At 70.9% G+C, this 25,587-nt stretch carries 23 protein-coding genes and 1 riboswitch; of the genes, 12 read left to right on the top strand and 11 right to left on the bottom strand.

Translation table 11 applies throughout. From position 1 onward, the window contains the following. From AB0F81_RS39740 to AB0F81_RS39730, 3 genes are all read left to right on the top strand, one after another. Positions 1-883 (top strand): hypothetical protein (locus AB0F81_RS39740; protein WP_360206624.1); only part of this gene is annotated, 883 nt, incomplete at its 5' end. Positions 884-987: 104 nt separating this feature from the next. Then, positions 988-1,479, top strand: coding sequence for a SigE family RNA polymerase sigma factor (locus AB0F81_RS39735; RefSeq protein WP_360206621.1), 492 nt, complete (start codon positions 988-990; stop codon positions 1,477-1,479). Beyond that, on the top strand, positions 1,476-2,453 hold the full coding sequence (locus tag AB0F81_RS39730; RefSeq protein WP_360206619.1) for a hypothetical protein: 978 nt from the start codon (positions 1,476-1,478) through the stop codon (positions 2,451-2,453). The genes AB0F81_RS39735 and AB0F81_RS39730 overlap by 4 nt, the downstream gene beginning before the upstream one ends. Position 2,454: 1 nt before the next feature. Here the strand turns inward: AB0F81_RS39730 and AB0F81_RS39725 are convergent, their stop codons facing one another. Then, the gene (locus AB0F81_RS39725) at positions 2,455-3,756 is read right to left on the bottom strand and encodes a DUF2252 domain-containing protein (protein ID WP_360206617.1); all 1,302 of its coding nucleotides are present in this window, start codon (positions 3,754-3,756) and stop codon (positions 2,455-2,457) included. 24 nt (positions 3,757-3,780) lie between these two features. Here AB0F81_RS39725 and hemC point away from each other — a divergent pair, with 24 nt between their 5' ends. Further along, entirely contained in the window at positions 3,781-4,698 is a 918-nt protein-coding gene (hemC, locus tag AB0F81_RS39720) for a hydroxymethylbilane synthase (RefSeq protein WP_360206615.1), read from the top strand. Here the strand turns inward: hemC and AB0F81_RS39715 are convergent. The 4 genes from AB0F81_RS39715 to AB0F81_RS39700 form a co-directional block, all read right to left on the bottom strand. Beyond that, positions 4,695-5,954, bottom strand: a complete 1,260-nt coding sequence (locus AB0F81_RS39715; RefSeq protein ID WP_360206611.1) for a vanadium-dependent haloperoxidase — start codon at positions 5,952-5,954, stop codon at positions 4,695-4,697. The two genes, hemC and AB0F81_RS39715, sit on opposite strands and share 4 nt — an antisense overlap. Before the next feature lie 82 nt (positions 5,955-6,036). Continuing rightward, positions 6,037-6,576 (bottom strand): NADH-quinone oxidoreductase subunit B family protein, encoded by a 540-nt coding sequence (locus AB0F81_RS39710; protein WP_360206608.1) that lies wholly within the window; start codon positions 6,574-6,576, stop codon positions 6,037-6,039. A gap of 19 nt (positions 6,577-6,595) precedes the next feature. Continuing rightward, positions 6,596-8,008, bottom strand: coding sequence for an aminotransferase class V-fold PLP-dependent enzyme (locus tag AB0F81_RS39705; protein WP_360206605.1), 1,413 nt, complete (start codon positions 8,006-8,008; stop codon positions 6,596-6,598). Beyond that, complete coding sequence (locus AB0F81_RS39700; RefSeq protein WP_360206602.1) at positions 8,005-9,342, bottom strand: MFS transporter; 1,338 nt, start codon at positions 9,340-9,342, stop codon at positions 8,005-8,007. The genes AB0F81_RS39705 and AB0F81_RS39700 overlap by 4 nt, the downstream gene beginning before the upstream one ends. Positions 9,343-9,390: 48 nt before the next feature. On the opposite strand from AB0F81_RS39700, the gene AB0F81_RS39695 reads away from it, so the two are divergent. After that, positions 9,391-10,782 carry a gamma-glutamyltransferase gene (locus AB0F81_RS39695; RefSeq protein ID WP_360206600.1) on the top strand — a complete coding sequence of 464 codons (1,392 nt, stop codon included), beginning with the start codon at positions 9,391-9,393 and terminating at the stop codon, positions 10,780-10,782. Here the strand turns inward: AB0F81_RS39695 and AB0F81_RS39690 are convergent, their stop codons facing one another. Continuing rightward, positions 10,783-11,706: an NAD-dependent epimerase/dehydratase family protein gene (locus AB0F81_RS39690; RefSeq protein WP_360206597.1), complete on the bottom strand. Its 924-nt coding sequence runs from the start codon at positions 11,704-11,706 to the stop codon at positions 10,783-10,785. Positions 11,707-11,815: 109 nt separating this feature from the next. Here AB0F81_RS39690 and AB0F81_RS39685 point away from each other — a divergent pair, with 109 nt between their 5' ends. Continuing rightward, positions 11,816-12,499, top strand: a complete 684-nt coding sequence (locus tag AB0F81_RS39685; protein ID WP_360206594.1) for a WHG domain-containing protein — start codon at positions 11,816-11,818, stop codon at positions 12,497-12,499. Positions 12,500-12,513: 14 nt separating this feature from the next. On the opposite strand, the gene AB0F81_RS39680 is transcribed toward AB0F81_RS39685, so the two are convergent. Continuing rightward, complete coding sequence (locus tag AB0F81_RS39680; RefSeq protein WP_360206591.1) at positions 12,514-13,302, bottom strand: SAM-dependent methyltransferase; 789 nt, start codon at positions 13,300-13,302, stop codon at positions 12,514-12,516. Further along, positions 13,302-13,604: an MGMT family protein gene (locus AB0F81_RS39675; protein ID WP_360206589.1), complete on the bottom strand. Its 303-nt coding sequence runs from the start codon at positions 13,602-13,604 to the stop codon at positions 13,302-13,304. Before AB0F81_RS39675 ends, AB0F81_RS39680 begins: the two co-directional genes overlap by 1 nt. Before the next feature lie 62 nt (positions 13,605-13,666). Here AB0F81_RS39675 and proB point away from each other — a divergent pair, with 62 nt between their 5' ends. From proB to AB0F81_RS39645, 6 genes are all read left to right on the top strand, one after another. Beyond that, entirely contained in the window at positions 13,667-14,779 is a 1,113-nt protein-coding gene (gene proB / locus AB0F81_RS39670) for a glutamate 5-kinase (RefSeq protein WP_360206586.1), read from the top strand. 12 nt (positions 14,780-14,791) lie between these two features. Further along, positions 14,792-16,033, top strand: coding sequence for a glutamate-5-semialdehyde dehydrogenase (locus AB0F81_RS39665; RefSeq protein WP_360206583.1), 1,242 nt, complete (start codon positions 14,792-14,794; stop codon positions 16,031-16,033). Between the two features lie 160 nt (positions 16,034-16,193). Next, a riboswitch (cyclic di-GMP riboswitch) is annotated at positions 16,194-16,278 on the top strand. Positions 16,279-16,516: 238 nt separating this feature from the next. Next, entirely contained in the window at positions 16,517-17,785 is a 1,269-nt protein-coding gene (locus AB0F81_RS39660) for a glycosyltransferase family 2 protein (RefSeq protein ID WP_360206582.1), read from the top strand. Position 17,786: 1 nt separating this feature from the next. Beyond that, positions 17,787-19,643, top strand: coding sequence for a right-handed parallel beta-helix repeat-containing protein (locus AB0F81_RS39655; RefSeq protein ID WP_360206579.1), 1,857 nt, complete (start codon positions 17,787-17,789; stop codon positions 19,641-19,643). Next, positions 19,640-20,770, top strand: coding sequence for a NosD domain-containing protein (locus AB0F81_RS39650; protein WP_360206577.1), 1,131 nt, complete (start codon positions 19,640-19,642; stop codon positions 20,768-20,770). Before AB0F81_RS39655 ends, AB0F81_RS39650 begins: the two co-directional genes overlap by 4 nt. Before the next feature lie 11 nt (positions 20,771-20,781). Next, positions 20,782-22,110: a UDP-glucose/GDP-mannose dehydrogenase family protein gene (locus tag AB0F81_RS39645; RefSeq protein WP_360206574.1), complete on the top strand. Its 1,329-nt coding sequence runs from the start codon at positions 20,782-20,784 to the stop codon at positions 22,108-22,110. 46 nt (positions 22,111-22,156) lie between these two features. Here AB0F81_RS39645 and AB0F81_RS39640 read toward each other — a convergent pair whose 3' ends face one another. From AB0F81_RS39640 to AB0F81_RS39630, 3 genes are all read right to left on the bottom strand, one after another. Beyond that, positions 22,157-22,960, bottom strand: coding sequence for a prenyltransferase/squalene oxidase repeat-containing protein (locus AB0F81_RS39640; protein ID WP_360206572.1), 804 nt, complete (start codon positions 22,958-22,960; stop codon positions 22,157-22,159). An 88-nt stretch (positions 22,961-23,048) separates the two neighbouring features. Continuing rightward, positions 23,049-24,230, bottom strand: coding sequence for an adenylyltransferase/sulfurtransferase MoeZ (moeZ, locus tag AB0F81_RS39635; protein WP_360206569.1), 1,182 nt, complete (start codon positions 24,228-24,230; stop codon positions 23,049-23,051). Between the two features lie 109 nt (positions 24,231-24,339). Further along, positions 24,340-25,587, bottom strand: a 1,248-nt coding sequence (locus tag AB0F81_RS39630; RefSeq protein ID WP_360206566.1) for a DUF3152 domain-containing protein, incomplete at its 5' end; no start/stop codon positions are given.

The following is a 25,587-nucleotide window of genomic DNA, read 5'->3' as shown; positions in this document are numbered from 1 at the left end:
CCGCCGCCGGCGCACCACCGTCGTCGCCGCGGCCTGCGCGGTCGTCGTCGCCGTCGGCGCGGGGTTCACGCTCACCGGCCGGCCAGACGCCGCTCCGCCGCCGACCGCCACCGCCGAATCCCCGGCCCCGAGCGACCCGCGGCAGCTCGCCGCGACCGCGCTCGCCGCGATCAGCGACGACCGCCCGGCCTTCGAGGTCGCCGAACCGGTCACCGCCGGGTACGAACGTGAGGAGCGGATGTACCTGCCGCGACTGCTCCTCACCGCGGCGTGCGCAGGCACCGGGCAGGCCACCCTGGTGGTGATGGGTGACGTGGAAAACGACCTGCGCGACCGCTTCAAGGATCGGGAGATGGCCAGGCTGGCGCTGCCGTGTTCGGCCACGCCGAAGCCGGTGACCAAGAAGATCAACGCCAGCATGTTGAACGATCTGACCTTCCGGCTGGAGCAGGCCCGGGGTACGGCCGGTTTCGCCTATCGGGTGACCGGGGAACGCAGCGAACCGGTCGCACCCAACGATCCCGGCGCCAGCGTCGAGGACCTGGTCGGGGTGAACAGCGCCGAGAACGCCCGGGCCGGCGGCGCCGCACCGGAGAACGAGCCGTTCGACGGCAAGTTCCGGCAGGAGAGCGGGCACGCGCAGTTCCCGGCCGGCGAGGTCTACAACCTGGTGATGGCCTGCCGTGGGGTGGGCGTCTACGCGCTGCAGATCCGCCGCGGCGGCCGGATCGTGGCCGAACACTCCGTCGAATGTTCCAAGCCCCCGCGCCGGCAGGTTTTCCAGCTGGCGAAACCGTTGGGCAAGAACGTCGAGTTCTGGGGCCGCTACCGGGCGGACCAGGGGCAGAAGGCGGAAACTGCCTGGTCACTGCAGATTCGGTGAGGCATGCCTAGAATCCCGGCGGCCGGGTGCAACCGGCCGCCGGACACCGGCGTGTAGTCGCCGTGACAGCCACCGCCAGTTACAGATCGGAGACGTGGAGAGCCGTGCCCTCCTTCGACGAGGTGTACGCCGCCCACTACGCCGATCTGACCGTGCAGCTCTACGCCTATTTCGGGGACCGGCAGGAAGCGCACGACGTGGTCCAGGAGGCGTTCTACCGCGCGCTGGTCCGGTGGAAGAGCGTCGCCGAGTACGACGACCCGGTCGCCTGGGTCCGCCGGGTCGCATGGAACCTGGCCGTCAGCCGGTGGCGGCGGGCGCGGACCGCGCTGAGTTTCGTGCGGCGGCAGCCCCGGATCGAGCCGCAGTCCGACGGGCCCGGCCCGGAACGGGTCGCACTGGTCGCCGCGCTCGGCACCCTGCCGGACCGCCATCGCCGCGCGATGGTGCTGCACTACATGGCCGACATGCCGGTGGCTGAGATCGCCCAGCGGGAGGGTGTCGCCACCGGAACGGTGAAGTCCTGGCTGTCCCGTGGGCGGGCCGCGCTCGCCGCTGAGCTCAATCTCTCCGACACCGCTGGGGGTGCGCGATGACCGACCAGATCGAGAAACTCTTCGCGGACCTGCGCGCCGAGACCCTGCCGGCGGTCCGCCCGCCGGGCACCGAGCCGCTGCGCAGGGCGGTCCGCCGCCGGCGCGCTGCCCTGTCCGGTGCGGCCGCCGTCCTGGTCCTGGGGGTGGCCGGCCTGGTCGCGGTGATGCGGCCTTCATCTCCCCAGCCGGTTGCGGCGCCGCCGGTTTCGACACCGTCGGCCCAGGCGCCGGTTTACTCGGACGAGACGCTGCGCGCCCGAGTGTCGGAGTCCCTGAAGCTGGCGGAACAGCCCCTACCCGGTGTGATCATCACCGACACCGGCTCCGGGCCGAAGGAGACGCCCCGGGCGCTGCTCGGCGGCGCCTACGAGATCCGGATGACCTGCTACGGCTCGGGTTCGATGAACGTCACCGTGAGCAGCGGGGCGGTGGGCACCGAACCGCAGGTGGTGGTGACGCCGGTCGTGTGCGACACCACGCAGACGACCGTCCTGACAGTGCCGGTCGTGCTGGCGGGAACGAGCGGCACGCTACTGGTGCGGATCGAACCTGACGTGGCGGGGCCCGGCCAGGCCGCCTTCGGCTGGACCGCCCAGCTGGCGGAGGCCGACGAGACCCGGTGGGAACAGGCCGCCAAAAATGCCCTCGGCGGGAAGGCGAGCGGCTTCAAACAGCGCACCTCGGAGTTCGTGACGGACGGCGTCAGTTACGGACGGCCCACCATCGAGCCGGGCCGGTACCGGGTCCGCGCGGTCTGCCTCGGCTTCGGCACGGTGCGGCTCGCCATCGGGCCGGACGTGGGCGGGGAGATGCCGACGCCAACGGACGAGGCCACGGTGACGTGTTCTCCGGACGCGCCACGGACAGCGACGGTCACCTACACCGCGTCGTCGAAGGGGCTGTCCTACGACGTCGACCCGGACGGCGAGGCCCGGAACCGTAGCGTGCTGGCCGCAGTGCTCGAGAGCTACTGACTCACAGGCCGGGGAGGCGGCCGTTGCGGAACACGTCGACGAAGTCCTGGTGGTCCTCGCGGGCCTGGTCACCGTAGCGGTGGGCGAACTCCACCAGGTGCCGGACGAAACCGGCCTCGTCCTTGTCGACGGCCGCGACGATCGCCTCCTCGGTGGAGAAGTCGACCAGGTCGTGGCTGGACTCGTCGTCGGCGACCGAGTGCATCCGAGCGACCGCCCGGCCCAGGTCGGCGATCACCCCGGTCAGTTCCTCCGGCTCGTTCACATCCGACCAGTCCAGGTCCGCGGCGTACGGCGAGACCTCGGCCACCAGCTGACCGACCCCGTCCAGCTCGGTGAACCCCAGCCACGGGTCGGCGTGCGCCTGCAGGGCCCGCTGCGACTCGGCGGTCCGATGGCCCTGGTGCTGGAAGTACGACCGGACCCGCTCGTCGTCGATCCAGCGGGCGACGGCCGGCACCTGCGCCTGCTTCATGTAGATGATCACGTCGTTCTCGAGCGCCTCGGTGTGCCCTTCGAGGAGCAGGTTGTACGACGGCAGCCCGGCCGACCCGATCCCCACGCCCTTGCGCAGCTTGATGTCCTTGATGTTGGTCGACACCGGCCGAACCCCCTCCGGCAGCGTGCCCAGGTAGCGCTCGAACGCGGCCCGCACCGCCGCCTCAGCCGTCGCGTCGATGTCGTAGACGCCGTCGCCGAGGGAGAACCGCCGCTCGTAGTCGTCGATCGTGGTCTGCGTGGCGAGCAGGTCCACCCGGGTGTTGAGCCGGGCCTCCTGCAGCACCCGCCGCAGTACCCCGTCCGCGTTCTCCAGGGTGATCGAGCCGATCGCGTCGTCGCCGCCGTGCGCGATCGCCCGCAGCTCGGTCAGGTAGGAACCGGCGAAGGTGGTCACCAGCGCGGTGATGTTGTCGTCGGAGAGCGCCTTCGAGTACCCGATCAGGGCAACGCTCGCCGCGAACCGTTTCAGGTCCCAGCTGAACGGCCCGACATAGGCCTCGTCGAAGTCGTTGACGTTGAAGACCAGATGCCCCGACGAGTTCATGTAGGTGCCGAAATTCTCGGCGTGCAGGTCGCCGTGGATCCACACCCGGCTGGTCCGCTCGTCGAGATAGCTGTCGTCGCGGTAGCCGGCGGTCAGGTCGGCGTAGAAGAGCGCGGCGCTGCCCCGGTAGAAGGCGAACGGGGAAGCCGCCATCTTCCGGAACTTACGCCGGAAAGCGGCCGGGTCCAGCGCCATCAGTGCGCCGAATTCGCGGGTCAGAACGTCGACGATGACATCGGCGCGAGACGGAGAGCCCATGGCGATCACGCTACTCTTTCCGCTATGTCCGCTTCACGCTTGCTGCGTATCGGAACCCGCTCCTCCCCGATGGCACTCGCCCAGGTCGAACGGGTTCGCCGGATGCTCGCCGAACGGCGCCCGGAGATGACCGTCGAGGTCGTGCCGCTGACCACCAGCGGGGACCGGTGGCAGGGTTCGCTCGCCGAGCTGGGCGGCAAGGGCGCCTTCACCAAGGAGGTCGACCAGGCGCTGCTGGACGGCCGGGCCGACCTGGCGGTGCACTGCGTCAAGGACGTGCCCGGGGACCGCCCGGCGCCGGCCGGCACGGTGTTCGCCGCCTATCTGGCCCGCGACGACGTCCGTGACTGCCTGGTGCACCCGGGCGGCGCACGGATCGAGGATCTGCCTCCGGGCACGCGGATCGGCACTTCGGCCGTACGCCGCATCGCCCAGCTCGCGTTGCACTTCCCGCAGCTGACCGCCGTGCCGATCCGCGGGAATGCCAATTCCCGCCTGGCGAAGCTGGACGCGGGAGAGTACGACGCGCTGCTGCTGGCCGTCTCCGGCCTGCAGCGCATCGACCAGCCGGACCGGATCACCCATCCGATCGACATCGACACGTTCGTGCCGGCCGTCGGGTCCGGCACGCTGGTGCTGCAGTGCCGCCAGGACGACACCGCCGCCCTGGAGCTCGCGGAGAGCCTCGCCGATCCGCGGACCGGGCGGGAGACCGAGGCGGAGCGCACGATGCTGCACATCCTGCAGGGCAGCTGCCACTCGCCGATCGGCGGTTACGCCCGGACCGAACCGGACGGGCGGATCAGCCTGCGCGCACGGGTGATCAGCCTGGACGGCAAGACCGTGCTGGACGCGCACGAGTGGGCCACCGACCCCGTGGTGCTGGGTACGTCGGTGGCCGCCTCGCTGCTGCGACAGGGCGCGCGGGAGATCCTGACCTAGTTGCGCCGGCCGAACTCGCGGATCACCTCACGGGTGACCGCCGTGCCCAGCCGGTCGCCGAGGACGGTCGCCTCGCGCAGGTGCACGCCGGCCCAGATCCGCGCCACCTGCACCTCGGCCTGCGCCGTCGCGAAGGAGTGGTAGTAGCGGGTGGCGTCGGCGTCCGGACTGTAGGCGTGGAACCGCAGGTCGTCGCGGCCGAAGAACTCCCGGAAGCTGACCATGGTCGCCGAGGTGTAGCAGGCGTGCCCGGACGGCCACTCCGGCGACGGCGCGGTGACCCGCAACGGCAGCCAGGCCGGGTCGGCGACGGTGGCCGGGTTGCCGTCGGTGTCGTTCAGCGGGATCGCGGTGACCGGGCGCCACAGGTTCCAGTGACGCTTCTGCTGGTAGCACGAGATCAGCGCGTCGACGGTCGCCATGTCGGTACGGGCGAACAGCCGGGCCGTCTCCAGATCGCTCAGCCCCTGGTTCGTGGCCAGCACCCGCCGGAACTGCCACTCCACCATGTTGAAGTCGTCCCACCAGATCGCCGCCTCGGTCTGATCCGGGGTGCGCACCGTGCTGGTGATCGAGCCGAGCGCCTGCACCTCGTTCGTCTGGCGGGCGTAGGAACGGCTGGTCAGAGCCGGTGGACCGGACACCCGGTAACGGCTCGGGTCGCGGACGACGAACGGTTTGAGGAAGGCGTACCAGGCGCCGGTCTGCGCGAAGGCCGGCGGCGTCGGGCGCCACTCCCCCGGCACGTCGCTGACCGGCCAGGTCACCGAGGAGAACGCGCCGTCGTTGCGGCGGTCCTCGATCATCGCGGCGGCGGTGGCGGCACCGATCGCGACGCCGCGGCTCTTCGCCCGGCCGTCCGGGATCGCGGCCAGGGCCTGGTCGTATCGCGCCCGCAGGGCGTCGGCCTGCGCCGGGAAGAGCCCGAGCAGCACCTGGTGGGCGGCGGTGGCGACAGCCGCGGGCACGGAATCGCCGCGCCGGGCGGGCGGTGCCACCAGATAGGGCTCGTACGGGGTGCCGGCGATCGCGTTGACCGCGTCGTAGACGGCGCCCTGCACCATCGCGAAGCTGCGCGACGCCGCGGCGGGCGTCTGCTTGGCGACGTCGAAGATGGCGGTCTGAGCGTTGACGTGCCAGGTGATGACGGCGTTGGGCCGGGCGGTGCCGATGTGTGCCGAGGCCGGCGCCAACGACGTCGGTGCGGTCAGCGCGAGCGCCGTCACGGCGATCACGCCGAGGAGTCTGCGCTTCATGGAGATCCCCCGATCGTCTCGGAATGCGGCTTCAGCCTTCAGAGACGACGGACATCAACTCAATGCATTGACGCATATCTGGCTATGCGGTTGGCGGCGGCACCATCGGGGCGGTCAGCGCGGCGGCGTCACGGGCCAGCGGATCCGGGCGGGGCACGCCGCCCGGGCCGGACTGCTCGGCGGCGATCTTCTCCTGCAGGCGCAGGATGCCGTGCAGCAGCGCCTCCGGGCGGGGCGGGCAACCGGGCACGTAGACGTCCACCGGGATGATCTGGTCGACGCCCTTGGTGACCGAGTACGAGTCCCAGTAGGGGCCCCCGCAGTTCGAACAGGAACCGAACGAGATCACGTATTTCGGCTCGGGCATCTGGTCGTAGAGCCGCTTGATGGCCGGCGCCATCTTGTCGGTGACCGTGCCGGAGACGACCATCAGGTCGGCCTGGCGCGGGCCGTGCGCGAACGGGATCACGCCGAGCCGCATGAAGTCGTGCCGGCTCATGCTGGAGGCGATGAACTCGATGGCGCAGCAGGCCAGACCGAAGTTGAACACCCACAGCGAGTAGCGGCGCCCCCAGTTCAGCACGAACCGGATGGGTTCACCGAGCACGCCAGGAAGGGCCATTCGGTCAACCTACCTGGTCTCAGGCGGGTCGCTGAAGCAGGCTCAGGAAGCCGGTCAGCAGGGCTTCGCGCAGGGCCGGCGGTGCGGCGTTCAGCAGGGTGTTGACCGCGGCCATCCGGGAGAAGTCGCCGCCGCCCAGGCCGAGCCCCTCGGCCAGGTTCGCGATCAGCGCCGGGGTGATCATCTCCGGGGTCAGGGGCGGCAGCGGCGGCAGCTCGATCGGGCCGCGCTCGCGGGCGGCGGCCGCCGCGGCTTCGAGGTCGGCCGCGAAGCCGGGGGCGGTCGCGCGCACCGCGGCGGTCACCGTGAGGTGGATGGTCGGGGGCAGGTCCGCACAGGCCATCTGGGGCTGGGTGTGCCAGCCGCGGGCGGCGAGTTCGTCGGCCAGCACGAACAGGTCGACGCCGTCGGAGGCGAGACAGACGACGCTGGTCTCGGCGGGGGCGTACAGGCGTACCCCGTCGGTGGCCGACACCGCGTCGGCCAGAATGCGCACCGCGTCGCGGGTCTGCGCGGCCAGCTCCTGGTAGCCGGAGTCGCCGATGGAGCGCAGCGTCGCGAACGCGGCGGCGATCGGGCCGCCCGAGCGGGTGGACGAGATCACCGGATTGATCATGGTGTAGCCGGGCCAGCCGGCGTAGGCGAAGTACTGCGGCAGCCGCAGCTCCTCGGTGCGGTGCAGCAGCACCGAGACGCCCTTCGGCGCGTAGGCGTACTTGTGCAGGTCGACCGAGATGCTGGTGACGCCGGGCACGGAGAGGTCGAAGGCGGGCAGGTCGGCGCCGAGGCGCCGCAGGTAGGGCAGCACCCAGCCGCCGAAGCAGGCGTCCACGTGGAAGCGCACGCCGCGCTCCGCGGCGATCGCCGCGAGCTGCGGGATCGGGTCGACCACGCCGTGCGCGTAACTCGGTGCGGAGGCCGCGACCAGGACGGTGTCCGGGCTGATCGCCGCGGCCATCGCCGGCGGGTCGGCCCGCAACCCCGTGACGGGTACGACGTCGAGCGCCACCCGCAGGTAGTGGGCCGCCTTGGCGAACGCCGCGTGTGCCGTGGACGGGACGACCAGGCGCGGATTCGCGATCTCCGGGTGGGCGTCGCGGGCCGCCTTGACCGCGAGGATCAGCGACTCGGTGCCGCCGCTGGTCACGCTGCCGACCGTGTCCCGGTCGCCACCGAGCAGCCGGGCGGCCGCGCCGACCAGCGCGTTCTCCATCGCCAGCAGGGACGGGAAGGCGGTGGGATCGAGGCCGTTGACCTGGGCCGAGATCGCGTACGCCGCCCGGGCCAGCTCGTCCAGGCCGTCGACGGCGGGGTCGTAGACGTAGGCGAACAGCCGCCCGCCGTGTGTCGGCAGGTCGGCGCCGCGCATCTCGTGCAGTTCGGCGAGGATCTGCTCGCCCGGCACGCCCTTGTCCGGCAGCGCATCGATCATGGGCGTGACGTTATCCGCTCGTCGTACCCGCGGAGAAGAACCACCGCGACACCGACCAGCACGGCCGGTACGACGGTGAAGCCGAGCAGCACCCCGAGCCGGGCCGTGTCGCTCTGCCCGGCCGCCTCACCGGTGGCCGACGAGACGTAGCCGAACAGCTGCAGCATCACGGCGTAGATGCCCGGCCCGAGCGCCAGCCCGAGGGTCTCCCCCGCAGTCCACAGCCCGGTGAACACGCCGGCCTGGCGGCGGCCGGTGCGCTCGGTGTCGTAGGCGATGCAGTCCGGCAGCATCGCCATCGCGAACACCTGCTGACCGGCGTAGCCGACCCCGATCAGGGCCACCACCAGGTAGACCGCGACGGCCGGCAGCACCGGGGAGGCCAGCAGCACCAGCGCGCCGGCGGCGAAGGCCAGCGACGCGATGATCAGTGACCGCAGCTTGCCGAGCCGGTGACCGGCCGCCGTCCACAGTGGCATGACCAGCAGGGCCGGGCCGACGAACGCGGCGAACAGGAAGGTCGCGCCGGACTTCTGGGCCAGCACGTGGTCGGCGAAGTACTGCACGCCGGCGAGCATGGTGCCGATGCCGGCGGCCTGCACCACGAAACAGATCAGCAGGGCACGGAACGGGGCGTTTCCCGAGGCGACCCGCAGCTGCGCACGGAGACTCGGCTCCGATTCGCCGGCGGTTCGGGACTGTGCTTTACGCGTACCGAAGAAGACCGCAAGCGTGCCCACGACGATGAGTGCGCCGACGAACGCGCCGGACCACCGGTGGCCGGAACGGCCGCCGCCGGTCATCTCCACGACGAGCGGCGCGAGCGCGCCGGAGATCAGGATGGCCAGCGCGAGGACCGCGACCCGCCAGGTCATCAGGCGGGTGCGCTCGTCGTAGCCGTCGGTCAGCTCGGCCGGCATCGCCACGTAGGGGACCTGGAAGAACGCGTACGCGGTGGCGGCGGCCAGGAAGGCGACCGCGACGTAGGCGCCGGAGGCGGCGCCGCTCGGGAACGGGGCCAGGAAGATCGCCGTGAACAGGGCACCGAGCAGCAGTCCCGCGACGAGCAGGAACGGCCGCCGCGAGCCGCTGCGGTCGGAGATCCGGCCGGCGACCGGATTGACCAGGACGTCCCAGGCTTTCGGTAACAGCACCAGCAGTCCGGCGACGCCGGCGGCGACACCCAACGTGTCGGTCAGATAAGGCAGAAGAAGCAAACCCGGCACCGTGCCGAAGGCGCCGGTAACCAATGATCCAAGCGCATATCCAGCCAAAACGCCGCGCGGCAGCGCACTCGTGGGAGGTACCACGGAAGAAGGACCGGCTGTCGTCATCGACGCGCATCGTAACCATGATCGGCCCGGGCCGCCTACGCTCGCCGCATGAAAAGCGTTGCGGCCGGCGTCGCCGCTAGTCATCCGGCGACCGCCCGCACCGGAGTGCGCATCCTGCAGGCCGGCGGAACCGCAGCCGACGCGGCGGTGGGCGCGGTGCTCGCCTGCTGCGTCGCCGAGACCGTCTACACCGGACTCGGCGGGGGCGGGTTCGCCACCTACTTCGAGGCGCGCACCGGGAAAGTCACCTGCCTGGACTTCTTCGTCGCCGTACCGGGCCTGGACGGCGACCGCAAGGCCGAGCCGATGGTCGCGGTCGACGTGTTCTTCGGCGGGCTGCCACAGATCTACTCGATCGGCGGCGCCAGCGTGGCGGTGCCGGGTGTGCCCGCCGGGCTCGGCGAGGTGCACCGCCGCTGGGGACGGCTGCCCTGGCGGGACGTGGTCGCCCCGGCCGCCGGGCTGGCGCGGACCGGGGTGTTGCTGCCGGCCGCGCACGCGCGCACGCTCGAGACGTGCGCGCCGGCGCTCGCGTACGGCGAGGGCGCCGAGCTCTACCGCCCCGGCGGACGGCTGCTGCAGGGCGACGAGCTGCTCTTCCACCCCGGTCTGGCCACCGCGATGGACGCGATGGCCGAGGCCGGGCCGGAGATCTTCTACACCGGCGATTACGCCGCGCTGCTGGTCGAGACGGTGCGCGCGGCGGGCGGGGCGCTCGGTCCGATGGACCTGGCGTCCTACCGCGTCGCGGAGACGACCGTGGACCACGCGACGCTCGCCGGATACCGGGTGCACGCCCGGCACGATCTCAATCGGACAGTGGACACCATCGGCGCGCTGCCCGACGACCTCTCCCGGCCGGCCCGGGCGCCCGGCGTCGCCGCGGCCCTGCGCAACAAGGGCGCCCAGCGGCTCGGCGAGACCACCAACGTGTCGGTGGTCGACGCGGAGGGCAACGCCTGCGTGATCACCACGACGCTGGGTCTCGGCGCCGGTGTCTGGCTACCCGGGCTCGGCATCAACCTGAACTCGATGCTCGGCGAGGGTGAGCTGCTCACCGACGACCTGCTGCCGGGGCGGCGGATGTCGTCCTACATGTGCCCGCTCGTGGTGATCGCCCCGGACGGTGCGCTGGCCGTGGCCGCCGGATCGGCCGGGGCCTCGCGGATCCGGACCGCACTGGTGGACACGCTGCTCGGGGTGCTGGTCGACGGGCTCAGCGTGCCGGAGGCGATCGCCCGGCCCCGCTTCCACGTCGTGGAGGACACCGTGCACGCCGAGGCCGGCTGCCCGCCCGCGGAACTGGCCGCGCTGGCGGAAGCCGGCTGGCAGGTGGTCGAGTGGCCGGAGATCAACCACTACTTCGGCGGGGTGACCGCGGTGGGCCGGGCCGGTGCGGCGGGTGACCCTCGCCGGGGCGGTGTCGGCCTGCTGCTGTGATCACATCTTGCGAGCGGCGATCGCCTCCGCGTCCGTCACGGTCTCGCGCAGGCCGACCTCGATGTCGGTGGCGGTCAGGCCGAAGGTGCGCTCGGTGAGCGAGGAATCGAGCACGAACGGGAAGTAGAACTGGTAGTCCATCTCCGCCAGCTCCCGGGCCATCGGCACGGCCAGGCCCGCGGTGCGCATCACGAAGCGCGGCAGCTTGCGGATCTTCGGCATCGGGCGGCCGGCCATCGCCGCGTAGCGCCCGGTCAGCTCGCGGATGGTGATCGGCGCCGGTGACGGGACGTGCCAGGCCTTCCCGTGGGCGCGCTCGTCGCGGGCCAGCTCGACCAGGGCGCGGGCCATGTCACCGGTGTAGGTGAAGGTGTGCGGCAGGTCGACGTCGGCCGGGGCCCAGGCGGTGCGGCCCGCGTTCATCGCCGGCAGGATCACTGCGGAGAAGACGCCGGCGGCGCCGGCGCCGATGTAGTCCGACCCGCGGGCCTCGACCGTGCGCACCCCGCTGGCCAGCGCGTCCTGCCACATCCTGATGCGGATCCGGCCCTTGCGGCCGGTGGCGGCGAGCGGCGTGCTCTCGGTCATCCGCCCGCCGGGCTGCCGGCCGTAGACATAGAGGTTGCCGGTGATCGCATAGACCGCGTCGTTCGCCTTCGCGGCGGCGATCATCGCGTTGTTCATCGGGAACCACTTGTCGGCCCACTCGGTGTATTTCGGGTTCGCGCAGTTGTAGAGCACCTCGGCGCCGCGGGCGAGCTCGATGAGGCGGCGGGCGTCGGCGGCGTCGGCGGAGACGCGCTCAATCAGGTCGTGCTCGGGGCCGCTGCCGCTGCGCGTGACGATGCGGACGCTCTCGCCGCGGTCGGCGAGAAGGCGGGCGACGGTCGAGCCGATGGGACCGGAACCGATGACGACGTGCATGACGCTCCCCTTGCTCTGTTCTGCGAGCAGTGCTCTCTGTTGAGAACAACAGTCGCATGAGGCTCGCGGAAAAGCAAGAGCAGTGCTCTCGTTGTGGCACACTGACCTCATGAGCGCCGCTAACCTGCGGGCCCGGGTCCGGGCCGAGATGACCGAAGAGATCAAGACGGTGGCCCGGCGGCACCTGGCCACCGACGGGGCGAACCTGTCGCTGCGCGCGGTCGCCCGCGACCTCGGCATGGCCTCGTCCGCGGTCTACCGCTACTTCGCCAGCCGGGACGAGCTGCTCACAGCGCTGATCATTGATGCGTACGACGCGGTGGGCGCGGCCGCTGAAGAGGCTGCGGCGGCAGCATCCGCCCCGCTCGACAAGTGGCTGGCGGCCTGCCACGCGGCCCGTGACTGGGCGCTGGCGAACCCGCACGAGTGGGCGCTGATCTACGGCAGCCCGGTGCCGGGGTATCAGGCGCCGCAGGACACCGTCGTGCCGGCGACGCGGGTGTTGCTACTACTGGGCGCCACGCTGGCGGAGGCACACCAGGCCGGAGCGGTCGCCGAGCGGCCGCCGGTCACCGCGGGGTTCGTGCAGGAGCTGGCACCGATCGCCGCGTCGTACTACCCGGAGATGCCGCCCCGCCTGATCGCCGACACGCTGGCGGCGTTCTTCCAGCTCTGCGGAGCGATCAGCGCCGAGCTGTTCGGACAGCTGAACAAGTCGGTCGAGCAGGATCGGCGGGGATTCTTCGAGTTCCAGATGCGCGGGGCCGCCGCCCTGGCCGGCCTGACCGGGTGAAGTCGTTCACCCGGTCAGTGGGCGTGCAGGACATGGCCGCCCGGCGTTTCCGGCGGGACGTCGGAACGGCCGAAATAGCGCGCGGCCAGCGCTGACGGACCCAGATCCTCGATCGCGCCGAGTCCGCGGCCGCGCAGCTCAGCCGCGATCTCGGCGGGCTCGAAATAGCTCAGCCACGGCTCGCCGAGCTTCGCCACCCGGTCAGCGCGGGCCTGCAGTTGGGCGCGACGCTCGGCGGTCATCCGGTCCAGCGGCTGCGCGTAGTCGAGGGCCACCTCGTTGCCGGCCGTGCCGGCCACGCAGTCCAGCGTCGCAGCGAACCCCTCCGCCGTCAGATAGGGCACGACGCCGAGCCAGAGAAAGAACGCCGGCCCCTCGATCTCCAGCTTCTCCCGCTCCAGGTCCACCCCGAGGTAGCTGACGTTTCCCGGCACCGTGATGCCCACCTCGGCGAGTCGCCGCCGCTTCCACTCCTGCGTGTCGGGGTGATCAACCTCGGTCACCCGCAGCTGCGGGTGCGGGTTGCGATAGGCGTATGTGTCCAGACCCGCACCGAGCACCACGAGATGCCGCACGCCGCGCTGGACCGCCGCGGCGACCGCGTCCTCCGCGAAACGATGCCGGGCCGCGATGAACAGCCGCATCGCCCGCCGCGGCGCGTCACCCTCGAGCGCCTCCCGCGGTTCACCCAGGATCGGTACGGCCAGCGGGTCCCGGAAGATCGAGCCGTCCTCCAGCACCTGGTGGGCCGCCCGGTAACGCGCCGCGCTGTACGCCGTGCGGCTCGGCTGACCACGCTCCATCAGGGCATCCAGCTCGCCCGGGTCATCAGCACCCGCTCACCCCGCATCGGTACGCCCTCGGACAGCAACCGTGCCCTCGCCTCCTGCTCGTGGCCGGGAGGCAGCCGCCCGGCGCTGTTGCAGACACGATGCCAGGGCACGCCGCCGCCGTGCAGGGCCATGATCCGGCCGACCTGCCGGGCGGAGTTGCGGCCGGACCGCTCGGCCAGGGCGTCGGCCACCGCGCCGTACGACATCACGCGGCCCTCGGGGATGCTCTCGACCAGCGCGAGAACCTCTTCGACGTACTCCTGTGGTGTCATCACCCGCCACGATATGGGAACCGGCAACGATCGACAGCCGGCAGCCGAGCACAATGGGCCTGGTGCGGGAAGTGGTGACCGGTGCGCGCCGGATCGTGGTGAAGGTGGGCTCGTCCTCGCTGACCACCGCGTCGGGCGGCATCGACGAGCAACGTGTCGACGCCCTCGTCGACATTCTGGGCAAGCTGGCCACCAGCGGGCACGAGGTGGTCCTCGTCTCCAGCGGCGCGATCGCCGCCGGGCTGGCCCCGCTGCAGCTGCGCCGCCGACCGCGTGACCTGGCCACCCAGCAGGCCGCCGCCTCGGTCGGCCAGGGGCTGCTGATCGGCCGTTACACGACGGGTTTCGCCCGGCACGGCCTCACCGTCGGGCAGGTGCTGCTCACGGTCGACGACGTGACCCGGCGGGCGCACTACCGCAATGCGTACCGGACGTTGCGCAAGCTGCTCGACCTGGGCGCGCTGCCGGTCGTCAACGAGAACGACACGGTCGCCACCGAGGAGATCCGCTTCGGTGACAACGACAGGCTGGCCGCGCTGGTCGCCGCGCTGGTCGACGCCGACCTGCTGGTGCTGCTCTCCGATGTGGACGCGCTCTACACCGGCAACCCCGCGGACCCGTCGTCCCGCCGAATTTCCTATGTGGCCGACGAGTCCGACCTGTCGGACATCAACATCGCGACGCCCAGCCGCTCCGGGGTCGGCACCGGTGGCATGGTGACCAAGGTCGAGGCGGCCCGGATCGCCACCGGATTCGGCATCCCGGTGGTGCTGACCGCCGCGCCGATGGCCGGTCCGGCGCTGGCCGGCGAGGAGGTCGGGACCCTGTTCCAGGCCGCCGGGAAACGACCCGCCGCCCGGCTCTTCTGGCTGGCCCACGCCACCTCCCCGCGCGGGCGCCTGCACCTGGACGCCGGTGCGGTCGCGGCCGTGGTGGCCCGCCGCAAGTCGCTGCTGCCCGCCGGGATCACCGCGGTGGACGGGTCGTTCGCGGCCGGCGACCCGGTCGACCTGGTCGACGCCGGTTCCGGTGTCCCGGTGGCCCGTGGTCTGGTCAACTACGACGCGGTGGAGTTGCCCCCGCTGCTGGGCCGGTCGACACCGGAGTTGGCCGCGGAGCTCGGCCCGGGTTATGAACGAGAGGTCGTCCACCGCGACGACCTGGTGCTCTTATAAGAGGGGTTTGTCATGAGCGTGCTGGAACAGGCAGCCGCAGCCCGAGTCGCCGCCATCGACCTGGCCGCAGCCACCCGCGCCGAGAAGGACCAGGCGCTGCTGCTGATGGCCGACCGGCTGGTGGAACGCACCGACGACGTCGTCGCGGCCAACGCCGTCGACATCGCCAACGGCCGGGAGAACGGCCTGTCCGAGGCGATGATCGACCGGTTGACGCTGAACCCGGAGCGGGTCGCCGCGATGGCCGACGGCCTGCGTCAGCTCGCCGCTCTGCCGGATCCGGTCGGTGACGTGGTCCGCGGCTCCACCCTGGCGAACGGGCTGGAGCTGCGGCAGGTCCGGGTGCCGTTCGGGGTGGTCGGCATGATCTACGAGGGCCGGCCGAACGTGACCGCCGACGCCGCGGGCATCTGCCTCAAGTCCGGCAACGCGGTGCTGCTGCGCGGTTCCGGCTCGGCGTTCTCGTCCAACGCGGCGATCGTCTCGGTGCTGCGCAAGGCCGTCGCCGACGCCAACCTGCCGGCCAACGCCATCCAGCTGCTGGACGCCACCACCCGTGACTCGGTCAAGGAACTGATGCGGGCCCGCGGCCTGGTCGACGTGCTGATCCCGCGCGGCGGCGCCTCGCTGATCAAGACGGTGGTCGAGCAGTCCACGGTGCCGGTGATCGAGACCGGGGTCGGCAACTGCCACGTCTACGTCGACTCCGCCGCCGACCTGGAGAAGGCGCTCGCGGTCACGGTCAACTCCAAGACCCAGCGCTACTCCACCTGCAACACCGCGGAGTCGCTGCTGGTGCACACCGAGATCGCGGACTCGTTCCTGCCACTGGTGCTGGAGGAGTTCGAGGTCAAGGGCGTCACCGTGCACGGCGACGCCCGGGTGGCCGGCTACAGCGACGCGGTCGTCCAGGCCACCGAGGCCGACTGGGGCACCGAGTACCTCTCCCCCGACATCGCGGTGGCCATCGTGGACTCGCTGGAGGACGCCCTCGACCACATCCGCCGGTTCGGCACCGGCCACACCGAGGCGATCGTCAGCGAGTCGACGACCGCGACCCGGCGCTTCGTCGCGGGCGTGGACGCCGCGGCTGTGATGGTCAACGCCTCCACCCGCTTCACCGACGGCGGCGAGTTCGGCTTCGGCGCCGAGATCGGCATCAGCACGCAGAAACTGCACGCGCGGGGCCCGATGGGCCTGCCCGAACTGACCTCGACGAAGTACGTGGTGACCGGCAACGGCCACACCCGCTGACACCGGGCGCCGGTGATCCACCCGGATCACCGGCGCCAACCCAACCCGAACGGACATTTCAGAGCCTTCGGGTTAAACCAAGATCCAACGGGAATTCAGCCGATCAGCCGATGCCGGAAAAATAGGGCGAAGGCAGGATATTCCCAGACGGCCCACAGGGGGCCGTGGGCGAGGCAAAGATCCGCCGGGCGAGTTGGTCGCCCATGTCCGGCGGGGAGCCAGAGGCGAAACCGACGTCCTTGGTCATCCAAGGAGATCGCTCATGCACCACGCAGTTCGAACGGCACCACGAGCCAGGTGCCTCCCCCCGCGCCCTCGAAGCGGCCCGGACTTCCGAGCAGTTCTGCTCTGACTGCGTAATCGCCTTCCCGCCGTTCCCGACGGCAGCCCCACACCGCCGACCCGCGAGCTGAGTGCCCCTGCGCGCATTCGCCCGGAGCCGGCGCTCCCCCCTGCGTTCGTCCATGGCTCCTAGGGAGAACCGTGTCCCATTTCTTCGACGTCGTCTGGTCCACAACGGTCGAAACCTTCGGTGAGATGAGCTGGCGTGACATCATGCCGCTCGGTCTGGCCGGCATCTTCGTCTGGTTCCTCTGGATCTACCGGGCCGTGCTGTCCCGGTTCGCCCGCCCCACCGTCAACGACTTCCGCACCTCGGTCTCCGTGGTCGTCCCGGCCTACCGCGAGGACCCGGACATCCTGATCGAGTGCCTGGACACCTGGCTCAGCCAGAACCCGACTGAGCTCATCATCGTGCCGGACGTCGAGGACCACGAGGTCATCCGCCGGCTCGGCGAGGTCGAGGACCCCCGGCTCAAGGTCATCCCGTTCGTGCACCGCGGCAAGCGGTCCGCCCTGGGCGTCGGCATCCGTGCCGCCACCTCCGAGCTCGTCGTGCTGGCCGACTCGGACACCCGCTGGACGCCCGGCCTGCTCGACGCCGTGCAGATGCCCTTCATCGACCCCGCGGTCGGTGGCGTCGGCACCCAGCAGAACGTCTACCAGCGCACCACCAGCATCTGGCGCCGGGTCGCCGACTGGCTGGTCAACCTGCGCTACTACGACTACGTGCCGGCCATGGGCCGCGCCGGTGCCGTCGCCTGCCTCTCCGGCCGGACCGCCGCCTACCGCCGCTCGGCGATCATGCCGGTCCTGCCGCATCTGGAGGACGAGTTCTTCCTCGGCCGGCGGTGCGTCGCCGGCGACGACGGCCGCCTGACCTGGCTGGTGCTCGCTCAGGGCTACAAGACCGTGCACCAGTCCTCGGCCAAGGCCCTCTCGATGTTCCCCTCCTCGTTCAGCGCCTTCGTGAAGCAGCGCGTCCGGTGGAGCCGCAACTCGTACCGGTGCTACCTGACCGCGCTGTGGAAGGGCTGGCTCTGGCGGGTGCCGATGGTCACGAAGATCACCGTCCTGCAGATCCTGCTGACGCCGGTCACCATGGGCATGACCCTGGCCTACCTGATCTTCAGCCGGCTCGAGCTCTCGGTGCACTCGATCGTGCTCGTCCTGATCTGGCTGCTGCTCGGCCGGGGCATCCGCGGCTACTCGCACCTGCGCCGCCACCCGCAGGAGATCCTGCTCCTGCCGGTGACCGCCCTGGTCGTCATCTTCATCGCGCTGCCGATCAAGCTCTACGCCTTCCTCACCATGAACAAGCAGGGCTGGCTGACCCGTACCGCCGACAGCATCGGCGGCGAGGGCCAGAACGCCTCGACCCTGACCCGCGAGCCCGTGGGCGCGGAGGCCTGACATGACGACCCGATACCTGGCCGGCACCGTCGCTGCCGTCGCCGCGAGTCTCTCGCTGGCGACCCCGGCGCTCGCCGAGAACGCCGGTGCCACAGTGGACACCGAAGCCGCCGACCGGCAGGCCGCCCTGGTGGCAGCCGAGGACTCCCGCATCGACCAGGTTCGCGCCGTGGCCGCCGTCGCGGCGATGCGCGGGCAGAGCTGGGCCAACCCGTACCGTCTCGCCACCGGCGACGGCTACACCCTGGTGCTGACCCAGCGCCGGGAGCCCTACACCGTGACCGACCTGCTGAAGCTCGCCCCGCAGACGTTCGTCCGCCAGGAGGACGGCAGCTACCTGCTCACCGAGAACATCTACCTGAACTCGGGCGCCAAGCTGAGCCTGTCCAACCCGGGCGGCCTGGTGCTGCGCATGGCGAGCACGTCTGACGGCTTCGTGTCGATCGTCTCGTTCGGTGGCGTGATCTCGCTGCAGGGCAGCCCGCAGGGCGTCACCAAGATCGTCAGCTGGGACGTCCGGACCAAGCAGGAGGACGCCACCGTCGAGGACGGCCGGGCCTACATCAGGGCGATCGGCGGGCAGTTCGACATGGCCTACACCGAGGTGAGCAGCCTCGGGTTCTGGAGCGGGCGGACCGGCGGCATCAGCCTCACCGGCACCGACCGGCCGAGCACCGGCGACGTCAACGGCCCCAACCACCTGTCGAAGACCGAACGCGAGCAGGCCAAGGCGGCCCGCAAGGCCACCCCCGCCGTACCCGGCGCCGGCGACGTGTTCGCGCAGCCCAGCGGTGACCTGGCCGTCCCGGACACCCGCTTCGACGTGCCGGGCATGTCCTACGTCTCCGCCGAGATCAAGAACTCCAAGATCACGAACAACGCGTTCGGGATGTTCATCTCCAGCGCCAACGGGGTCAGCATCACCGACACCGAGGTACGGAACAGCGCTCTCGACGGCCTGGTCCTGCACCGGTTCGCCACCGGCATCGACGTCAGCCGCCTCACCACCACCGGCAACGGTGGCGACGGCTTCGTCCTGTCCCGCGGCGCCCAGCAGGTCCGGGTGAGCGACAGCACCGCCGAGAACAACGGCGGCAACGGGTTCGCCGTCAACGGCCTGCCGCTGGCCACCGAGGCGTCCGCCTCCGGCGAATTCGTCGGCAGTTACGGCAACAACTCCGTGGCGAACAGCGTCGCCCGCAACAATGGTCGCTACGGGATCGAGGTGATCGGCGGCCTCAACGTCTCGGTGCAGAACAACCGCATCTTCGGCAGCGACATGGGCATCGTCGCCCGAGAGGGCGCCACCAACGTGTCGATCAGCGGCAACCAGCTCTCCGGCCAGGGCCGCCAGGGCATCGCGATCCGCGCCGGCGTCACCGACGCCGAGGTGACCGGCAACGTGGTCACCGGAGCGGACAACGCGATCTATGTGAACTCCGCGATCGCCACGGTGCGCGGCAACACCGTGCAGGACGCCAAGAACCACGGCGTCTCGATGGTCGGTGACGTCGACGGATCGACGCTGGCCTACAACGTGGTAGGCGGCGTCGGCCCGAGCGCCCTGGACGTCTCCCGGGCCGAGGGCGACATCACCGTGGACCACAACCAGACCACCGCCTGGCACGACACCAGCTCGTTCTGGATCAAGTTCCGGCACTACGCCAGCCCGATGACCATGCTCTGGACCGGCATCCTGCTGCTGATCATCCTGGCCGGGGTGCTCGGTATGCGCCGGCGCCGGGCCGGGGAGATCTCGCAGCCCTACGCGAACACGATGTCCCTGCGCACCACCCGCGCGGGTCACGCGGAGCCCGAGGCGGTACGTGAACTGGCCGGGGCCGGTGTCGGCCGGTGAGGCTCCGCAGCGGCAAGGTGGCCCTGGCGTGTGCCGTCACCGCGGTGCTCGCCGGCGCCTGCTCGACGGCTGACGAGCCGAAGGCCGGCCAGCAGCCGAAGACGGCGCCGACGGCCTCGGGTGCCCCGGGCTCCCCGCTGGAGCTGCCGACCGGCCCGCTGGCCACCGGACCGCTCAGCACGACCGGCAGCACCGGCACCACCACCGGCGGCGGCACCGGGTCGGCCGGCTCGGCGGACTGCGCCGAGGCCACCGTCCAGGTGAGCACCGCGGAGCAGCTCACCGCGGCGCTCAAGGACGTGGCGCCCGGGACCAGCATCCGGCTCGCCGACGGCGTCTACGAGGGCACCTTCGCCGCGACCGGGAGCGGCACCGAGAGCCAGCCCGTCAGTCTCTGCGGCTCCGCGGGGGCGATCCTCGACGGCGGCGGCATCAAGAAGGGCTACGGCCTGCACCTGGACGGCACGAGCTTCTGGCGGGTCAGCGGATTCACCGTCCGCAACGCGCAGAAGGGCGTGATGGGCGACGGCGTCACCCACAGCGTGATCCGCGGGCTGACCGTCGAGCAGATCGGCGACGAAGGCATCCACCTTCGCAAGTTCTCCACCGACAACGTCATCGAGAAGAACACGGTGCGCGACACCGGCAACCGGCGGACCAAGTACGGCGAGGGCATCTACATCGGCTCCGCCAACTCCAACTGGGGCGAGATCACCAGTGGGGCGCCGGACGCCAGCGACCGCAACGTGGTGCGCGGCAACAAGATCAGCGACACCACCGCCGAGGCCGTGGACATCAAGGAAGGCACCACCGGCGGAACGGTCGACGGCAACACCTTCGACGGGTCCGCACTGGTCGAGGACGACGCCGACTCCTGGGTCGACGTCAAGGGCAACAGCTGGACGATCAGCAACAACACAGGGACCAACAGCCCGAACGACGGGTTCCAGACGCATCAGGTCTACAGCGGCTGGGGCATCGGCAACACCTTCACCGGCAACGTCGCCACGGTGAACGGGCCGGGCTACGGATTCCGTCTCACCCCGGTCAAGGACAACCGCGTCACCTGCGACAACAAGGCGAGCAGCGCCGCCGAAGGTCTGTCGAACACCCCCTGCGACTCCTAGGAGGATCCCCCATGAGCAGCACCCTCCCCCGCCTCACCGTCATCGGCACCGGCTACCTCGGCGCGACCCACGCCATCTGCATGGCCGTCATGGGTTACGAGGTCATCGGCGTCGACGTCGACCTGAACAAGATCGAGAAGCTGAACTCCGGTGAGGTCCCCTTCTTCGAGCCCGGCCTGCCGGAGATGCTCGCCAAGGCCCTGGACTCCGGCCGGCTGCGCTTCACCACCTCGTTCCAGGAGGCCGCCGAGTTCGGCGACGTGCACTTCATCTGCGTGGGCACCCCGCAGCAGAAGGACTCCGAGGCCGCCGACCTGACGTACGTCGACGCCTCGGTGACCGCCCTGGCCCAGCACCTGACCCGCCGCGCCCTGGTCGTCGGCAAGTCGACCGTCCCGGTCGGCACCGCTGCCCGGCTCGCCGAGCTGGTCCGTACCACCGCGCCGGCCGGCGACGAGGTCGAGCTGGCCTGGAACCCGGAGTTCCTGCGGGAGGGCTTCGCGGTCGACGACACGATGAAGCCGGACCGGATGGTCTTCGGTGTCACCTCGGAGTGGGCCGAGAAGCAGCTGCGCGCCGCCTTCGCCCCGGTCCTCGCCCAGGGCGTGCCGGTGAAGGTCACCGACCTGCAGACCGCCGAGCTGGTCAAGGTCGCCGCGAACTCGTTCCTGGCCACCAAGATCTCCTACATCAACGCGATGGCCGAGGTGTGCGAGGCGACCGGCGCGGACGTGACCGACCTGGCCGAGGCGCTGGCCTACGACGAGCGGATCGGCGGCAAGTTCCTGCGCCCCGGCCTCGGCTTCGGCGGCGGCTGCCTGCCCAAGGACATCCGCGCCTTCGCCCACCGGGCCGAGGAGCTGGGTGTCGGCCAGGCGGTCGGCTTCCTGCGGGAGATCGACGGCATCAACCGCCGCCGTCGTGGCCGCACCGTCGACCTGGTGCTGGAACTCGCCGGTGGTGACGTCAAGGGCAAGCGGATCGCCGCGCTGGGCGCCGCGTTCAAGCCGAACTCCGACGACATCCGGGACGCTCCCGCCCTCGACGTGGCCGCCACCCTGCACCGGATGGGCGCCATCGTCACCGTTTTCGACCCCGCGGCGAACGAGAACGCCCGCCGGGTGCACCCGGAGCTGGAGTACGGCGTGAGCGCGCTGGACGCCGCGATGGACGCCGACGTGGTCGTCCTGCTCACCGAGTGGACCGCGTTCCGTGAGATCGACCCGGGCATGATGGCGCAGGTCGTCCGCTCGAAGAAGATCATCGACGGCCGGCACGCGCTGAACCCGGTGCAGTGGCGCGCCGCGGGCTGGGAGTACCGGGCGCTCGGCCGCCCCTGATCCCGTACGACGTGAAGCCGGGCGCCTGGTGGCGCCCGGCTTTTCGTCATCGATAGGCGCGCAGCGCCGTGAGGGTGGTGTTCACGTCGAAGAGCGGGCCCTCGTTGCTGTCCCAGCCGCCGTCGCGGCGCTGGGTCTCGGACAACCGCTTCCGGGCGTTCTGCAGCAGCCAGTCGTCACCCAGGTTGACCCGGCGCAGAACCGCCGCCATCGAGGCGACATCGGCCGGGGACATGTCGGAGAGCCGGTCGCCCAGCACCAGCTGCACGCGGGCCGACTCGTAGAAGAACTGCTGCTGGTTCAGCAGGCCGGCGGCGTGCCAGCCGGCCGCCAGGAAGCTCGGCCAGGTGCCGTCCGGCCGCAGCTGGGAGACCACCCAGGCGGCCGCCCGGGCGAGGACGTCGCCGTGGCGGGCGCGGGTCTGGTAAGGGTCGGCCTCCACCGCGGCCGAGGTGAGCCAGAACCCGGCCACCGAGGTCAGATAGAGCGTGGCTTCGGGGTCGCCGGGCATCGCCCATGGTGGGGCCTGCTCGGCCAGCGCCTCGTGTTCCTGCCAGGTGCCGTCGTCGCGCTGTGCGGCGGCCAGCCACTGCAGGGCGCGCTCGACCACGGGACCGCGCAGGCCGCCGAGGTCGTCGAGCTCGTTGAGGCGGAAACAGGTGGCGTCGATCGATGGGACGGAACCCTCGGCCGAAGCCGGCCAGCCACCCTCTGGCATCTGCCCGGAGGCGATGCGGTCCACGACCTCGTCAGGGGCCGGCTGCCCGGTCCTGAGGTAGGAAAGGCGGGCCCGTTCGACCGGATCTCCGTGGGCGACCACATATCCGATCGCGGCGTCTATATCGACCACGATGGTGACGGTACCGCCCTAACCTGTGATCCGCCGGGCCAATTCCACGCTGAGGAGTCACAGGTGACTCCCCAGCGTGAAACCACTGTCAGTACGACGGCAGTGACGGGTCCACCGTGTTCACCCAGGAGACAATGCCGCCCTGGACGTGCACGGCGTCCTTGAAACCGGCCGCCTTGAGCGCCGCGAGCGCCTCGGCCGAGCGCACACCCGACTTGCAGTGCAGCACGATCTGCTTGTCCTGCGGGAACTTGGCCAGCGCCTCGCCGGAGAGGATGTCGCCCTTCGGGATCAGGGTCGCGCCCGGGATCCGGTTGATCTCCCACTCGGCGGGCTCGCGGACGTCGACGAGGAAGATGTCCTTGCCGGAGTCCTGCCAGTCCTTCAGCTCGCGGGCGGTGATGGTGGCACCGGCCGTGGCCTCCTGCGCCTCGACCGAGACCGCGCCGCAGAAGTCCTCGTAGTCCTCGAGCAGGTCGGTGACGGTCGGGTTCTCACCGCAGAGCGCGCAGTTCGGGTCCTTCCGCACCTTGATCTTGCGGTAGGTCATCTCCAGGGCGTCGTAGACCATCAGTCGGCCGACCAGCGGCTCACCGATGCCGGTGATCAGCTTGATCGCCTCGTTGACCTGGATCGAACCGATCGACGCACAGAGCACGCCGAGCACGCCGCCCTCGGCGCAGCTCGGGACCATGCCGGGCGGCGGGGGCTCCGGGTAGAGGCAGCGGTAGCAGGGACCGTGCTCCTCCCAGAAGACCGAGGCCTGGCCGTCGAAGCGGTAGATCGAACCCCAGACATAGGGCTTGCCGAGCAGCACCGCGGCGTCGTTGACCATGTAGCGGGTCGCGAAGTTGTCGGTGCCGTCGACGATCAGGTCGTACTGGCTGAAGATCTCTTTGACGTTGTCGCGGTCCAGCGCGGTGTTGTGAATGACCACGTTCACCAGCGGGTTGATCTCGGCGATGCTCCGCGCGGCCGACTCCGCCTTGGGCGTGCCAACGTCGGAGACGCCGTGGATGACCTGGCGCTGGAGGTTGGACTCGTCGACCGTGTCGAAGTCGATGATGCCGAGCGTGCCCACACCGGCCGCGGCCAGGTAGAGCAATGCCGGCGAGCCGAGGCCGCCCGCGCCGACGGCGAGCACCTTCGCGTTCTTCAGCCGCTTCTGCCCGTCCATCCCGACATCGGGGATGATCAGGTGACGCGAATAGCGGCGGATCTCGTCGACGCTCAGCTCGGCGGCCGGCTCGACGAGCGGGGGCAGAGCCACAGTTCACTCCCCGGGTTCGGTGGTAAGGATCGCCGCCTATTCTTGCTCGTTCTCCTGCGGCACGCCCATGACGTCGGACACGGGCCCGACATGCGGGATCAGGAATATTTCAGGCCATCGGCGCACCGGCGTACCGTTTGCCGCCCAGATAGGGCCAGGCGTTGCGGGTGCAGCCCTTGAGCCCGTAGGTCTGCTGCATCATCACCGGCGCCTTGGCGCCCGCCTTCGGACAGGTCTCGTGACCGTGCCCGAGCTCGTGGCCGACCTCGTGGTTGATCGCGTAACGGCGGTACTCGGCGAGGTGCCCCGCGTAGTCCGGGACGGCCTGCGCCCACCGGTCCGCGTTGATGATCACCTTTCCGGGCACCCGGCACGAGGTGAACCCGGCGGTCTGCAGGCCACCGGTGGCACACATCTGCTCCGAGGTGCGCGCCGACGCCAGGTAGATGGTGAAGTCGGCCTTGCCGGACTCCTTCGTCACCCGCCGCAAGCGCAGCCGGCCGTCGTTGACCCAGCTGCGGTTGTCGCCGAGGGTGCGGTCGATCTCGCCGGCGAACTCCGCCGGGTCGGTCCCGTCGACGGTCTTCTCCACCGCCACCTGGAAGCGGTACAACTGCCCCGCCGTGCCGAGCATCGGGCCGCGCTCCTTGGCGTACCGAAACTCGCCGGCCGTGGCCTGCTGCTCAGCCGGCGGCGTCGGCGCCGCCTTGACCTGCGGCGTCGCCGCAGGCACATTCGCACCCCGGCCAGCGTCCTCCGGTTCGGCCGCGGGTTGCGCGGCCTCCCGGCCGGGCGCGACCGGCTCCTCGTTCCCGCTCAGCTGATGCCCGGCCACCAGCACCACGACCACCACCACGAGGTACGCCAGAAGCATCGCGCGCCGCCGTCGTCGCAGCATCCGGGGTGACGCCGAGGGTGCCGCATGCCGGGCGCCCGAGCTGCGCGAATGCGCCGGGACGTAATCGTCGGCCCCGTCGTCCTCGGCCGCGTGATCGGCACGGGAGAGCACGTCGGGCAGGAACGCCGGCTCGGGCTCGACCTCCGGGGCAGCGCGGTCGGGCGGCGACGGGACGTAAACCTGGGCGGCGGACACTTCGCCGGTGACCTCGTGCTCGGGTGCGGCCGGCGGCGGGGACGGAGTGTGCGCGTCGTCGGGAAGGACCGGCGCCGGCACGTAGAGGTTTTCGGTGGTGTGCCGCTCCAGCAGGGCGTGCGGGGGCCAGAGGTTGTCGGGCAACTCAGCCGGCAGGTGGACGCTCTCCGGAAGGCCGGGGTGCGGCCGGTTCACCGGGTAGGCGTCGCTGGTCGCAGTGGGCTGTTCGGCGGGTGGCTGCGGCTCGTCGGGGTGCGCGGCCCA

This window comes from Actinoplanes sp. NPDC024001 (assembly GCF_040638955.1).
GTDB lineage: Bacteria > Actinomycetota > Actinomycetes > Mycobacteriales > Micromonosporaceae > Actinoplanes.
This window is presented reverse-complemented; position numbering and strand designations above follow the sequence as displayed.